Source organism: Methylobacterium currus (assembly GCF_003058325.1).
Lineage (GTDB): Bacteria > Pseudomonadota > Alphaproteobacteria > Rhizobiales > Beijerinckiaceae > Methylobacterium > Methylobacterium currus.
This window is the reverse complement of the sequence record NZ_CP028843.1, coordinates 5,032,279-5,044,836: the sequence shown is the minus strand read 5'-3', so window position 1 is coordinate 5,044,836 and position 12,558 is coordinate 5,032,279. Positions and strand designations below refer to the sequence as shown.

14 protein-coding genes are annotated in these 12,558 nt (G+C 70.2%); 10 read left to right on the top strand and 4 right to left on the bottom strand.

What is annotated here, in order from left to right; translation table 11 throughout:
* The first annotated feature begins 19 nt into the window (after window positions 1-19).
* Together phaR and DA075_RS23320 are read left to right on the top strand one after the other, a co-directional pair.
* Window positions 20-616 (top strand): polyhydroxyalkanoate synthesis repressor PhaR, encoded by a 597-nt coding sequence (phaR, locus tag DA075_RS23325; protein WP_099955250.1) that lies wholly within the window; start codon window positions 20-22, stop codon window positions 614-616.
* A gap of 69 nt (window positions 617-685) precedes the next feature.
* The gene (locus tag DA075_RS23320; protein WP_099955249.1) at window positions 686-904 is read left to right on the top strand and encodes a hypothetical protein; all 219 of its coding nucleotides are present in this window, start codon (window positions 686-688) and stop codon (window positions 902-904) included.
* 188 nt (window positions 905-1,092) lie between these two features.
* On the opposite strand, the gene DA075_RS23315 is transcribed toward DA075_RS23320, so the two are convergent.
* Entirely contained in the window at window positions 1,093-2,022 is a 930-nt protein-coding gene (locus DA075_RS23315) for a LysR family transcriptional regulator (protein ID WP_174800114.1), read from the bottom strand.
* 172 nt (window positions 2,023-2,194) lie between these two features.
* Between DA075_RS23315 and DA075_RS23310 the strand changes: the two genes are divergently transcribed.
* Window positions 2,195-3,397 carry a YbfB/YjiJ family MFS transporter gene (locus DA075_RS23310; RefSeq protein WP_244936303.1) on the top strand — a complete coding sequence of 401 codons (1,203 nt, stop codon included), beginning with the start codon at window positions 2,195-2,197 and terminating at the stop codon, window positions 3,395-3,397.
* 89 nt (window positions 3,398-3,486) lie between these two features.
* Here the strand turns inward: DA075_RS23310 and rpmF are convergent, their stop codons facing one another.
* Complete coding sequence (gene rpmF / locus DA075_RS23305; protein WP_048425702.1) at window positions 3,487-3,672, bottom strand: 50S ribosomal protein L32; 186 nt, start codon at window positions 3,670-3,672, stop codon at window positions 3,487-3,489.
* A 262-nt stretch (window positions 3,673-3,934) separates the two neighbouring features.
* On the opposite strand from rpmF, the gene DA075_RS23300 reads away from it, so the two are divergent.
* The 4 genes from DA075_RS23300 (at window position 3,935) to DA075_RS23285 (ending at window position 6,872) form a co-directional block, all read left to right on the top strand.
* A complete protein-coding gene (locus DA075_RS23300; RefSeq protein ID WP_099955247.1) occupies window positions 3,935-4,333 on the top strand; it encodes a ComEA family DNA-binding protein in 399 nt (132 codons plus the stop codon).
* A gap of 80 nt (window positions 4,334-4,413) precedes the next feature.
* The gene (locus DA075_RS23295; RefSeq protein WP_099955246.1) at window positions 4,414-5,028 is read left to right on the top strand and encodes a ribonuclease D; all 615 of its coding nucleotides are present in this window, start codon (window positions 4,414-4,416) and stop codon (window positions 5,026-5,028) included.
* 238 nt (window positions 5,029-5,266) lie between these two features.
* Complete coding sequence (gene lptC, locus DA075_RS23290) at window positions 5,267-6,025, top strand: LPS export ABC transporter periplasmic protein LptC (RefSeq protein WP_099955245.1); 759 nt, start codon at window positions 5,267-5,269, stop codon at window positions 6,023-6,025.
* A 4-nt stretch (window positions 6,026-6,029) separates the two neighbouring features.
* The gene (locus DA075_RS23285) at window positions 6,030-6,872 is read left to right on the top strand and encodes an LptA/OstA family protein (protein WP_099955244.1); all 843 of its coding nucleotides are present in this window, start codon (window positions 6,030-6,032) and stop codon (window positions 6,870-6,872) included.
* A gap of 316 nt (window positions 6,873-7,188) precedes the next feature.
* Here the strand turns inward: DA075_RS23285 and DA075_RS23280 are convergent, their stop codons facing one another.
* Complete coding sequence (locus tag DA075_RS23280; RefSeq protein WP_210206999.1) at window positions 7,189-8,109, bottom strand: sigma-70 family RNA polymerase sigma factor; 921 nt, start codon at window positions 8,107-8,109, stop codon at window positions 7,189-7,191.
* Between the two features lie 176 nt (window positions 8,110-8,285).
* Between DA075_RS23280 and DA075_RS23275 the strand changes: the two genes are divergently transcribed.
* Entirely contained in the window at window positions 8,286-8,741 is a 456-nt protein-coding gene (locus DA075_RS23275) for a carboxymuconolactone decarboxylase family protein (RefSeq protein WP_099955243.1), read from the top strand.
* A gap of 314 nt (window positions 8,742-9,055) precedes the next feature.
* Here the strand turns inward: DA075_RS23275 and DA075_RS23270 are convergent, their stop codons facing one another.
* Window positions 9,056-11,395, bottom strand: a complete 2,340-nt coding sequence (locus DA075_RS23270; protein WP_099955242.1) for an NADP-dependent malic enzyme — start codon at window positions 11,393-11,395, stop codon at window positions 9,056-9,058.
* An 84-nt stretch (window positions 11,396-11,479) separates the two neighbouring features.
* Between DA075_RS23270 and DA075_RS23265 the strand changes: the two genes are divergently transcribed.
* Together DA075_RS23265 and DA075_RS23260 are read left to right on the top strand one after the other, a co-directional pair.
* Window positions 11,480-12,115 (top strand): CatB-related O-acetyltransferase, encoded by a 636-nt coding sequence (locus tag DA075_RS23265; protein WP_099956754.1) that lies wholly within the window; start codon window positions 11,480-11,482, stop codon window positions 12,113-12,115.
* Between the two features lie 51 nt (window positions 12,116-12,166).
* Window positions 12,167-12,556, top strand: a complete 390-nt coding sequence (locus DA075_RS23260) for a DUF2293 domain-containing protein (protein ID WP_099955241.1) — start codon at window positions 12,167-12,169, stop codon at window positions 12,554-12,556.
* The last annotated feature ends 2 nt before the right edge of the window (window positions 12,557-12,558 follow it).

Below are 12,558 nucleotides of genomic sequence, written 5' to 3'. Positions count from 1 at the left end.
AGAGGGAGGCCACGCACCGATGGCGGAGAGCGGCAAGTCGACACCCACCGTCATCAAGAAGTACGCCAACCGGCGTCTCTACCACACGGGCACCTCGACCTACGTCACACTCGAGGACCTCGCCGCGATGGTGCAGGCCGGCGAGGATTTCGTGGTCTACGACGCCAAGTCCGGTGAGGACATCACCCGCTCGGTGCTGACCCAGATCATCTTCGAGCAGGAGAACAAGGCCGGCGCCGAGAACCTGCTGCCGGTGGCCTTCCTGCGCCAGCTGATCCGGTTCTACGGCGACAGCATGCGGGCGATGGTGCCGAGCTTCCTCGAATACTCGATGGATCATCTCGCCCGCGAGCAGGACGGCCTGCGCGAGAAGATGTCCCAGACCTTCGGCCCCACCGCCTTCCAGCACGCCATGGAGGAGCAGGTGCGCGCCAATATGAGCTTCTTCAGCGAGGCCATGCGGATGTTCACGCCGTTCGGCCCGGGCGGACAGCCCGCCGGCGACAAGCCGGCCGAGGCCCCGGCTTCCACGGCCGCCCCCAAGGGCGAGCTCGACGACCTCAAGCGCCAGATGGCCGAGATGCAGAACCGGCTCGAAGCCCTGGCGAAAAAGTAGGCCGGCGGGGAGGGAACACGGCAGGCGGCTTGCGGCGTTGGTCCGTCGTCACCTCGCAGGGCCGCCGCCATGTCCCAGCCCGATACGCCCGTCCCGGACCCGGACACCACCGGCCGGTCCCTCGTCCCGACCGGGGCTCCGGAGCCCGGCTCCCGGGTCGTGCCGGCCCGGCCGCTGGCAACCTTCCTCGTCCAGCTGATCGACGGGCCGAGCGGGACGTTGCGGCCGTCGCGGCTCGACCGGTCGCGGGTGGCCTCGGCGCGGTATGCGGCGGGCCGCGATCTCTGAGGGTTCGAACCCCTCGTATCGCCACGCGCTGCGACCTTCCAGGCTCGGTTGCGCGGTCTAGAGCGGCGACCGGTCACGTTACCATCGGGCGCCGCTCTAGATCTTTGATTTTGCCGCATTTTCTGCGACGAACCGGTGTCCACTTCGTCGGAAAATGCTCCAGAAATATCGGGAAGAAGCTGGGATCGTCAGGGGCCAGTCGAGCGGGTGCTCAGGCAATGCCTTGACGTATCGGCCACCTCCTGCTCCTCCACCCGCGGCAACAGCCCCATCAGCGAGCGCAGGGCGGGGCTCGCCTCTCCCGACCAGACCAGGTGCGTGCGGTTGAGCCGCAAATGGATCGGCAGCGCGTGACGCGCGACTGCCGTGCCCAGTACCGCGTGGTCGAGCACCTCCGCCGGCACGACCGCCGCCCCGGTGCCGGCCGCCACGCAGGCGACGATGGCGTGGTAGGAACTCATGTCCAGGATCCGCTCCGGCGACCGGCCCTCCGCGGCGAGCCACTCGAACAGGCGCTGGCGGTAGGAGCAGCCATGTGGGAAGGCCACCACGGTCCGGGTCATCGCACTCTCGTCCGCCGCACTCCCTTCGGCCGCACTTCCTTCGGCCGTCTTGGCGGTGATCAGCACCAGCTCCTCGTCGAAGGCCGGCACCGACGACAGGGTGCCGCGCTCGAACGGCTCTGACACGAAGGCCGCCTCGACCTCGTGGCGCCCCAGCTGGTGCAGCATCGCCCGGGTCGTGCCGGTTTGCAGCTCGATCGTCACGTCGGGATAGCGGGTGTGGAATGCCGAGAGGATCGGCGGCAGCCGGGCGCCGGCGGCACTCTCCAGCGAGCCGAGCCGCAGCACCCCGCGCACGCCGCCGCCGCGCAAGTCCCGCTCGGCCAGGTCGGCCAGCTGCAGCAATGTCTCGGCGTGGCCCAGCAGGGTGCGCCCCGCCTCGGTGAGGGTGAGGGAGCGGCCCTCGCGCCGGAACAGGGCGACGCCCAGCCGCTCCTCGAATTGCTTGATCCGGGTCGTGACGTTGGACGGCACCCGGTTGAGGAGACTCGCCGCCCGCGTCACGCCGCCCTCCCGCACCACGCTACGGAAGATGTGGAGGTCGTCGAGGTCCATCATTCTCATGGTGAGAAGGATAGATCAGGAAAATTCATTTTCCAAGAAGGGATGGCAGGTGTCTGATCGTCCCCATGAGACCGTCCCCATGAGACCGTCCCCATGAGACCGTCCCCATGAGACCGTCCCCATGAGACCGTCCCCATGAGACCGTCCCCATGAGATCGCCCCCATGCGCATGTCCGAACTCTCCCTCGCCCGTCCCGGCGCGCGCCCGGCCAACGGACCAGTCGTCCTCGGGGGCATCCTCGCCCTCGCGGTCGCCATGGGCATTGGCCGCTTCGCCTTCACGCCGCTCCTGCCCCTGATGCTGCGCGACGGCGCCTTGAGCGCTGCCGCCGGCGCCGAATGGGCAGCGGCCAACTATGCCGGGTACCTGATCGGGGCCCTGACGGCGGCGTGGTTCTCCGGCGATCCCGGCCGCGGCCTGCGCCTGAGCCTCGCCGGCGTGGCGCTGACGACGCTCGCCATGGCCGGAGCCGGCCATCCTGCCCCGGCCCTGCTCGGCGCGGCCTTGCGGGGAGCGGCCGGGGTGTTCAGCGCCTGGGCCCTCGTCTGCGCCAGCGGCTGGTGCCTCGCCGAGCTCGCCCGGCGGCAGGCGCCGCGTCTCGGCGCCTGGATCTATACCGGTGTCGGCCTCGGCATCGCGCTCGCCGGGATTCTGGCTTGGCTCGGCGGGCGCCAGCCGGCGGCGCGGCTGTGGCTCGAGCTCGGGGTGGTGGCCGCCCTCGGCGCGCTCATCGTCGGGCTCCTGTCGCGCGGGCAGGGCGCCCACCCGCCCGGCCTCGCGGAGCGCGAGGCCGCCGCCGGCACCCGGGGGGCCGGGCAGGGAGCCCTCATCCTGTGCTACGGCACCTTCGGCTTCGGCTACATCGTGCCGGCGACGTTCCTGCCGGCGATGGCACGGGAGCTGACCCCCGACCCGCTGGTCTTCGGCCTGGCCTGGCCGCTCTTCGGCCTCGCCGCCATGGTCTCGGTCGCCGTGGCGGCGCGCCGCCTCGCGGGTGTGCCGCGCCGGCGGCTCTGGGCGGCGGCACAAGGGATCATGGCCCTCGGCACCGTCCTGCCGCTCACGGTCCACGCCCTCTGGGCGGTGGCGGCCTCGGCGCTCCTCGTCGGCGGCACCTTCATGATCGCCACCATGGCGGGGCTGCAACTGGCCCGCGAGGCGCGGCCCGACGCGCCGACGCCGCTCTTGGCCCGGATGACCGCCGCCTTCGCGGCCGGGCAGATCCTCGGCCCGCTCCTGGTGCGCGCCTTCGGGCCCGGGCGCTGGGCCGGCTTCGACGCCCTCGACCTGACCGGCGCCCTCGCGACGCTGCTCCTGGTGCTCACGGCGTTCTGGCTGTGGCGGGCCGGCCGCGCCCCGGCCTGAAGGAGGGCCAGAAACGAGAACGGCGCCCGCGAGGGGCGCCGTCATCCCGTGCCGGTCATCGGCGGCGCTGGATGCGCCGCCACACCGGATCACGCGTCGGACTTGACCTTCAGCACCTGGCGACCGCGATACATGCCGGTCTTCAGGTCGATGTGGTGCGGGCGGCGCAGCTCGCCGGAATCCTTGTCCTCGACATAGGTCGGGGCCTTGAGGGCGTCGGCGGAGCGGCGCATGCCGCGCCGCGACGGAGAGGTCTTTCGCTTCGGAACGGCCATTGGAACTACTTCCCGTGCAACAAAACAGGCGCGAGGCCGCCCCTGCGGGGGAGCCGCGCGCGTCGCGATCCTGATCGGAGCGGGGTCTATAGAGGAGACACGCCGCCTTGGCTAGGGGACCCGCTCCGGAAAACCGTAGACGAAAACCGTTCGCTGCGACACGGATCCATTAAGCCGCCGTTCAACGGCGAAGGCCGCATGATGGCCTTGCCGCTCCGGTCCCGAGACCCGAACCCGAGGGCGGCACGATCGGAGTGTCCCGATGACGCGCCTTCTCCCCCGCCTGACCCGCGCCCTCGCCGTCGCCGCCCTGCTGGGCGCCGGCCCCGCCCTGGCCCAGACGCCCGCACCCGCCACACCGACGACCCGGCCGGCGCCGACCGCACCGGCCCCCGCGGCGCCGGCGGCCCCCAAGGCACCCGAGGCCAAGGCACCCGAGGCCCCCAAGGCCGCGCCCGCCGGCAAGCCGGCCCTCCTCGACCTCAACAGCGCCTCCAAGGAGGAGCTGGAGACCCTGTCGGGCATCGGGCCGGCGCGCTCCGAGGCGATCATCAAGGGGCGGCCGTATCGCGGCAAGGACGAACTCCTGTCGAAGAAGATCGTGCCGTCGAACGTCTACGAGGGCATCAAGGACAAGGTCATCGCCCGCCAGAAGTCCTGAGCCGTCCGCATCCTTGCCGGCTCAAGGGAGGGGTGATAGGCGCCGGGGAGCCTCTTGACGCTTCCCCGGACGCTCCTCCCATGCCCCACCGCCTGCATCGCGGCGACCTGCCCGACGATTACGTGCCGGGCCCGGCCATCGCGGTCGACACCGAGACCCTCGGCCTCCAGCCCCACCGCGACCGGCTCTGCGTGGTGCAGATCTCCCGCGGCGACGGCGAGGCCGACCTGGTGCAGATCCCGCGGGTCGGCCCCGAGCCGGTGGTTCTGAAACGGGTGCTGGCCGACCCGGCGGTCACCAAGATCTTCCACTATGCGCGCTTCGACCTCGCGGTGCTCTCTCACCGTCTCGGCGTGATGCCGGGACCGGTCTACTGCACCAAGATCGCCTCGCGGCTCGCCCGCACCTATACCGACCGGCACGGCCTGAAGGACCTGGTGCGCGAGCTGATCGGCGTCGACCTGTCGAAGCAGCAGCAATCCTCGGATTGGGGCGCCGAGACCTTGAGCCAGGCGCAGATCGACTACGCCGCCTCCGACGTGCTCCACCTCCACGCCCTGCGCGAGAAGCTCGACATGATGCTGGCCCGCGAGGAGCGCACCGCCATCGCCCAGGCCTGCTTCGACTTCCTGCCGACCCGCGCCCGCCTCGACCTGCTCGAATGGGACGAGACGGACATCTTCGCGCATAGCTGAGGCGTACAGCCCGTGCGGCGCTTGAGCGAAGCCGGTTTCCGCATGGCGAAGCGATCCATCGGAAGCCGTGTGATACCGCCACGCCTTCGCATCGACGTGTCGACGCGAAGGCGTGGCGGTATGAGAGCATCGAGACGAAGCGTCGCCGTTCTGTTAACCTGCCGGCCATAACTTCGACACCGGGCCGGAGCAGGGAGGGAGCGCGAAACCCGCGCATTCCGCGCCGGGCCTCGGCACGATGCAGGTGGCCACGACCTTGCTGCAAGCTTCCTCGCTCGATGCGCTTCCCTCCGCGGCCGGCCCGGGGCTCGATCCACGGCGGCTGCGCGCCCATGCGAGGGCGCGCCGGCACAGCGCCCTGGTACGCTGGCTGCGGCGCGCCATCCCCCTCGGGGCGGGGGCGGCGGGGCTCGCCATCGTGGTCGGCACCTGGCTCAATCCCTTCGCCGATCTCGGCGTCTCGGTCAGCCTCGGCTCGATCGGCGTCTCGGGTTCGAAGGTGACGATGGAGAGCCCGCGCCTCTCGGGCTACCGCTCGAAGGACAACCGCCCCTACGTGGTCACCGCCAAGGCGGCGCTCCAGGACGTGCGCAAGCCCTTCGTGATCGAGTTGCAGAACATGCTCGGCCGCCTCACCACCGACGAATCGGGGGGCTTGGCCCATATCGAGGCGACCGCCGGCATCTTCGACACCCAGAAGGAGGCGCTGGACCTGAGCCAGCACATCCGCCTGTGGACCGACAAGGGCCAGGAGGCGCGGCTGACCTCGGCCCATGTCGACTTCAAGGCCGGCGCGATGTCGTCGCGCGAGGCCGTCACCGTCACGATGCCGACCGGCTCGATCAAGGCCGACGGGCTCGAGGTGACCGAGAGCGGCAAGACCATCTCGTTCGTCGGCAACGTCAAGGCGGTCTTCTCCCAATCCACGCCGTCGCAAGACTCCTCGGAGCAGGATCCGCCGCTGCGGACCACCGAGGCCCAGATCAAGGACGATTGAGCCCGTGCGTCCCCGTCTCCCGGCCCTCGCGGCGCTCGGCTGCCTCACCCTCGCGGCCCTCGCCCTTCCATCCGTCCCGCGGGCCGAGACCCCGGCTGCGCCTGCCGCCGAAAAATCCGCCACGAAGAAGAAGGAGGCCGGCTCCGGCTTCGGCGCCTTCGGCAGCGGCGGCGGCAAGGAGCCGATCAAGATCGACGCCGACCGGCTCGACGTGTTCGACCGCGAGAACAAGGCGATCTTCGCCGGCAACGTCGTGGCGGTGCAGGGGGAGAGCACCATCCGCTGCTCCAGCATGACGGTGCACTACCAGCGCAAGGAGAAGGACCCGAAGGGCAAGGCCGCGGAGACCAAGGGCGCGGAGACCAAGGGGGCCGAGACCAAGGGCGCCGAGGTGAAGGCCTCCATCGCCCAGCCGGCGGAGGCTAAGCCCGTCGAGAAGGCGGTGAAGGTCGAGGCGAAGCCCGAGCCCAAGGCTGAGGCGAAACCCGAAAAATCCTCCGACCCGACCGACGGCAGCGCGATCCGCCAGGTGGTCTGCGCCGGCCCGGTCACCGTGGTGTCGAAGGACCAGGTGGCGAGCGGCGACAACGCGGTATTCGACCGGGTGGCGAACCGGGTCGTGCTGACCGGCAACGTGGTCCTGAGCCAATGCCAGAACGTCACCCGCGGCTCGCGCCTCGTCTACGACATGAATACCGGCCGGGCGAACATGGACCCGGTCGCTGGCGGGCGCGTCTCCGCGATGTTCGTGCCCGGCGGCAAGGACGACAGCGCCAAGGGCAAGCAGGCGGGATGTGCGCAGCCGGCGGGGCAGGCGGGGAAGGCGGCGCCGAAGCCGAGGGGGTAGGCGGGGCGTCGAGGGGGATTGATCCCTGACGGGACACCCGGTCTGAAACCAGAAAGCTCGGCCATGCGAATGGCTGCCACGGCAAGCTTGTCTCGACCGGCGCATTGGGTGCGGGGGCTTGCCTCTCCCTGTCGGGTCTCCTGGCTACGTGTTCGACACGGCGGACGTGACAGCCTGCCAGGGGAAGATGTGCGATGGCCGCTTGGGTAGGGAGCGGCCCTCGGCTTTGCTCGCCGATAGCGGCCGTTCGACCGTGAACAAGCTGCGCATGCTGCCTGTCGAGGGGTCATCCGCGACGCCACCATCACCCGACGGCTCAGGACGCTGGCGATGATGGCGAGATGCGGTTTAGAGGGTTCGCCTCTGCCGCCAGGTGAGACAGCTTGTCCGGGTTCCTGACGATGTAGATCGCGGTGATCCCATCCTCGCGGATATCGAGCGCGGTCGTCTGAAGCACGCCGCCTCGATCGAGGCTGACATAGCCTGGCAGGCCGTCGATGGTGACGACGCGAAGCAGCGTCGGCGATACGGAATTCTTGCGACGCAGCCCGGCGAAGAGGCGCAGGACCCGCTCGATGCCGTGGATGACATTGCGGAAGGCGAGGACCTTGCCGCCGCCATCGGCATGGATCTCGACGTTCCTCGCCAGCAGCGCCGACAGGGCCGCAACGTCCCCGTCGCGTGCGGCGACGAAGAAGGCGTGGGTGATCCGCTCCGCATCCGACGGTGCAATTTTGAACCGGGGACGCGCCGCCTGCACGTGCTTGCGGGCGCGCGACGCGAGCTGGCGGACCGCGGCCGGCTCGCGGTCGAGAGCGATGGCGACCTCGGACAGCGGCACGTCGAAGATGTCGTGCAGGAGGAAGGCCGCTCGTTCCAGGGGCGACAAGCGCTCCAGCGCCAGCATCAGCGTGACCGTGATATCGTCTGAGACCGTCTCGTCCGGTTCCACGGACCCGACCAGCGGATCGGGCAGCCAGGGGCCGACATAGGTTTCCCGCCGCCCCCGTGCCGAGCGGTGCCGGTCGAGGCAGAGACGCGTGACGATGCGGGTGAGATAGGCAGGAGGCGAATCGATGACGCCTTCGGCTCCGACCCACCTCAGCCATGCGTCCTGCACGACGTCCTCCGCGTCGGTGAGCGAACCCGTCATCCGGTAGGCCAGTCGTGTCAGGCGCTTGCGCTCCGCCTCGAAATCGGCGGTCCGTCGATCCTCCATCGCCTCAACCCGCACCATCTCCGCTGTCCCGATCGCTCGGGCGTCCCGATCCCAAGGACAAGACGATCGGACGGGCCTGAATGTGACATCGACCGCGGCGAGCGGAAATGCTGCGCGGCATGTCACACCTGATCCGGTTGGCTCGTCATGGCTTCGAACGTCGATCTCCGCCGTTCCGAGCCTAGAGATTCGTCATGAGCGAGAACACACGGCTGGTCTGGAACGAGGTGGCGCCGCAGGGTGCGAAGGCACTGTTCGGCATCCACCACTACATCACCACGGGCACCGACCTACCCCACGAACTGATCCACCTCGTCTTCCTGCGCGTGTCGCAGATCAATGGCTGCGCGCACTGCATCGACCTGCATACCCGTGACCTCCTCAAGACGATGCAGTTCGAGAAGGTTGCCCTGGTCCCGGTCTGGGCCGAGGTGCCCCACCTCTTCCCCGACCAGTACCGCGCCGCGCTTGCATGGGCGGAGGAAGTCACGCTGGTCAGCGAGACCCGCGCTTCCGACGAAGCCTATGCGGCCGCAAGCGCGGCCTTTACGCCCAAGGATCTCGTGGACCTCACGATCGCCATCGCGGCGATGAACGCGTTCAACCGGCTTGGCGCGCCCTTTCGGCTTCCGGTCATGGCAAAGGCCTGATTCGCGTCTTCGCGCGGTCTTCGATCAGGCAATGGCAGCGTTCCGGGCCCCTCCAACGATGAGCGGACCGGACGCTCTCCACCTGCGCCGGTCGTGGCCCATTGTCCACTCCACTGCCGACAGGCAGACCTTCCGGACGGTGGTGAAGGGTCGAGGTCGAATCCGCAATCGATCAAGCTGATGGGGTTTGGGCCCGGATTCCGGGTGTCGCGGTTCTCTCTCCCGTACGGGAGAGACAACAGCGCATCACGTTGCAATGTCCTTGCAGGATGGGACGGCCCGGCGATCGTCTCGCCGGGCCTGTGTCGGCCCGATTACGCCGACACCAGCGGCGTCCCCGCCTCCGCATTGCTGTCGGCCTCGACGGTCAGCACCTCCTGCCCCTGCGCCTCGACCACGGCCGCGGCCGTGATGTTGACGATGCCGCGCGCGGTCACCGACGGGGTGAGGATGTGGGCGGGCCGCGCCGGCCCGAGCAGCAGCGGGCCCACCGGCAGCGCGTCGGCGAGCATCTTCGAGAACTGGAACGCGATGTTGGCCGCGTCCAGGTTCGGCATGATCAGCACGTTGGCCTCGCCCTTGAGGCGCGAGCCCGGCAATACCTTGTCGCGGATCGCCTGCGACAGGGCGGTGTCGGCCGCCATCTCGCCGTCGACCTCGAGGTCGGGGGCGCGCTCGCGCAGCAGGGTGAGGGCGTGGCGCATCTTGCGGGCCGACGCCGTGTCGAACGAGCCGAAATCGGCGTGGCTGACCAGCGCGATCTTCGGCGACAGGCCGAAGCGGCGGGCGGTGTCGCCGCAGGCGATGGCGACGTCGGCGATCTCCTCGGCGCTGGGGTCGGGCCGCACATGGGTGTCGGCCAGGAAGTAGGCGCCCTTCGAGGTGACGATCAGGCTGAGCGCCGCGAAGTCCCGGGCGCCCGGCGCGAGCCCGATGATGTCGCGGATCACCCGCAGCTTGCTCTCGAACCGGCCTTCCAGGCCGCAGATCAGCGCGTCGGCCTCGCCCCGGCGCACGGCGAGCGCGCCGATCACCGCGTTGTTGGTGCGCACCAGCGTGCGGGCCGCGTCCGGCGTGATGCCGCGGCGCCCGGCGAGGTCCATGTAGGTGGCGACGTAGGTGCGGTAGCGCGGGTCGTCGTCCGGGTTGATCAGCTCGAAGTCCTGGCCGGCCCGGATGGCGAGGCCGAAGCGCTTCAGGCGGGTCTCGATCACGTTCGGACGGCCGACCAGGATGGGCTTGGCCAGCCCCTCCTCGACGATCGCCTGGACGGCGCGCAGCACCCGCTCGTCCTCGCCCTCGGCGTAGATGACCCGGCGCGGATCCTCCTTGGCCGCAGTGAAGACCGGCTTCATGATGAAGCCGGAGCGGTGCACGAACCGGTCGAGGGACTCGGTATAGGCCTGCACGTCCGGCAGGGGCCTCTTGGCGACGCCGGACTCCATGGCGGCCTGCGCCACGGCGGGCGCGATGCGCAGGATCAGCCGCGGATCGAACGGGCTCGGGATCAGGGAATGGGGGCCGAAGGGCCGCGCCTCGCCGCCATAGGCGCGGGCGACGACGTCGGACGGGGTCTCGCGGGCGAGCCCGGCGATCGCCTTCACGGCCGCCGCCTTCATCGCCTCGTTGATCGTGGTCGCCCCGACATCGAGCGCGCCCCGGAAGATGTAGGGGAAGCACAGGACGTTGTTGACCTGGTTCGGGAAGTCCGACCGGCCGGTGCAGATCATCGCGTCCGGCCGCTTCTCCTCGGCGAGATTCGGCATGATCTCCGGATAGGGGTTGGCGAGCGCCATGATCAGCGGCTTCTCGGCCATCCGCTCGAGCATCTCGGGCTTCAGCACGCCGCCGGCCGAGAGGCCGAGAAAGACATCCGCCCCCGGGATCACCTCGGCCAGCGTGCGGGCCTGGGTGTCCTGGGCGTAGACCGCCTTCCAGCGGTCCATGAGCGTGTCACGGCCCTTGTAGACCACGCCCTCGATGTCGGTGACGAAGATGTTTTCGCGCCGCGCCCCGAGCGACACCAGCTGGTTGAGGCAGGCCAGAGCCGCGGCGCCCGCGCCCGAGGTGACGATCTTGACGTCGGCGATCCGCTTGCCGGCGAATTCGAGGCCGTTGAGGACTGCGGCCGCCACGATGATCGCGGTGCCGTGCTGGTCGTCGTGGAAGACCGGGATGTTCATCCGCGCCCGGCAGCGCTCCTCGACCTCGAAGCACTCCGGCGCCTTGATGTCTTCCAGGTTGATGCCGCCGAAGGTCGGCTCCAGGGCCGCCACCACGTCGACGAGCTTGTCGACGTTCTTCTCGTTGAGCTCGATGTCGAAGACGTCGATGCCGGCGAACTTCTTGAACAGGACCGCCTTGCCCTCCATCACGGGCTTGGAGGCGAGCGGGCCGATATCGCCGAGGCCGAGGACCGCGGTACCGTTCGAGACCACCGCGACGAGGTTCTGGCGCGCCGTTAGGGTCGCGGCCTCCTCCGGATCGGCGGCGATCGCCTCGCAGGCGGCGGCGACGCCCGGGGAGTAGGCGAGCGCGAGGTCGCGCTGGTTGCCGAGCGGCTTGGTCGGCTGGATCTCCAGCTTCCCGGGTCTCGGATGACGGTGATAGAACAGCGCGCCGCTCTTCAGATCGTCCGAAATGTTGCTGCTCACCGCGTACTCTCCCCGGATCGCCCGAAAGCTCGGGCCCGCCGCCCCGCCCGCGACTCACGACGGTGCCCGCGGGTGAAGGATTTCCTGCACCGCCTGCGGCAGGGGCGCAACCCTCACAACGAGACCCGCCTGCATCTGGCCAAGCTCGCCGCCCGCTACGGCTTCCAGATCGGTCCGTACTCCTACGGCAGGCCGAAGATCCGCTTTCCGGAATCGGGCGCGCGACTGTCGATCGGCCCCTATTGCTCGATCGCCGACAAGGTCGAGATCCTGCTCGGCGGCAACCACCGCACCGACTGGGTCTCGACCTATCCGTTCGCGGCGATGCGGGGCCTGTGGCCCGACCTCGACGCACCGGAGGAGTACCATGCGTCCCGGGGCGACGTGGCGATCGGCGCCGATGTCTGGCTGGGCTCGGGCTGCCTGATCCTGTCGGGCGTCACGGTCGGCCCCGGCGCCGTGGTGGCGGCCCGCGCGGTGGTCACCCGCGACGTGCCTCCCTACGCCATCGTTGCCGGCAATCCCGCCCGGGTGATCCGCCACCGCTTCCCGCCGGAGATCGTGGCGGCCCTGGTCGAGACCGCCTGGTGGGCGCTGCCGCCGGAGCGGGTGCGGTCCCTGGTGCCGCTCCTCCAGGGCGGCGAGGCGGAGGCCCTGGTGCGGGCCCTGCGGGCAGGGGATCCGGTATCCCGGGATCCGCGGCCGCGAGCCCGGGGGTGACACGATCGCCCCGGTCCGGCAGGGTCGCCCTCCCGCCCGCGAAGGACGCCGATGAGCCGCCGCCCCGATCCCGCGCCCCGTCGCGCGCTCCCCACCCGCCGCGAGGCGGTGGAGGCGGCGCTCTCCCGCCTCGCGCCCCGGGTGCCGGATTTCGAGGCGGAGGCGATCGTCGACCGGGCCTTGGCGAGCCCGGGCCTGCGCGGCGCGGCGCCCGAGACCGCCGCCTGGCTCGGCCTGGTGTCCTACGCCCGCCACGTCTTCACCGAGTACGATTCCCTCCTGGAGGAGGGCTACGACCAGGACAGCGCCCGCCACTTCATCCTCGACGACCTCAATGCCGTCCTGGCCGAATGGGGCGTGCGGCGGCGCATCGGCGAGGACGAGGAAACGCCGGGATCCGGGGCGCACGGATCCGCGGCGGCCGGGGGCGAGCCGGCGTGACC

Bases quoted from the DNA above. Each gene is read 5' to 3' on its own strand.
- DA075_RS23295 (WP_099955246.1), top strand. From the start codon at position 4,414: ATGCCCCACCGCCTGCATCGCGGCGACCTGCCCGACGATTACGTGCCG.
- lptC (WP_099955245.1), top strand. From the start codon at position 5,267: ATGCAGGTGGCCACGACCTTGCTGCAAGCTTCCTCGCTCGATGCGCTT.
- rpmF (WP_048425702.1), bottom strand. From the start codon at position 3,672: ATGGCCGTTCCGAAGCGAAAGACCTCTCCGTCGCGGCGCGGCATGCGC.
- DA075_RS23300 (WP_099955247.1), top strand. From the start codon at position 3,935: ATGACGCGCCTTCTCCCCCGCCTGACCCGCGCCCTCGCCGTCGCCGCC.
- DA075_RS23260 (WP_099955241.1), top strand. From the start codon at position 12,167: ATGAGCCGCCGCCCCGATCCCGCGCCCCGTCGCGCGCTCCCCACCCGC.
- DA075_RS23275 (WP_099955243.1), top strand. From the start codon at position 8,286: ATGAGCGAGAACACACGGCTGGTCTGGAACGAGGTGGCGCCGCAGGGT.
- DA075_RS23310 (WP_244936303.1), top strand. From the start codon at position 2,195: ATGCGCATGTCCGAACTCTCCCTCGCCCGTCCCGGCGCGCGCCCGGCC.
- phaR (WP_099955250.1), top strand. From the start codon at position 20: ATGGCGGAGAGCGGCAAGTCGACACCCACCGTCATCAAGAAGTACGCC.
- DA075_RS23320 (WP_099955249.1), top strand. From the start codon at position 686: ATGTCCCAGCCCGATACGCCCGTCCCGGACCCGGACACCACCGGCCGG.
- DA075_RS23280 (WP_210206999.1), bottom strand. From the start codon at position 8,109: ATGGTGCGGGTTGAGGCGATGGAGGATCGACGGACCGCCGATTTCGAG.
- DA075_RS23315 (WP_174800114.1), bottom strand. From the start codon at position 2,022: ATGGACCTCGACGACCTCCACATCTTCCGTAGCGTGGTGCGGGAGGGC.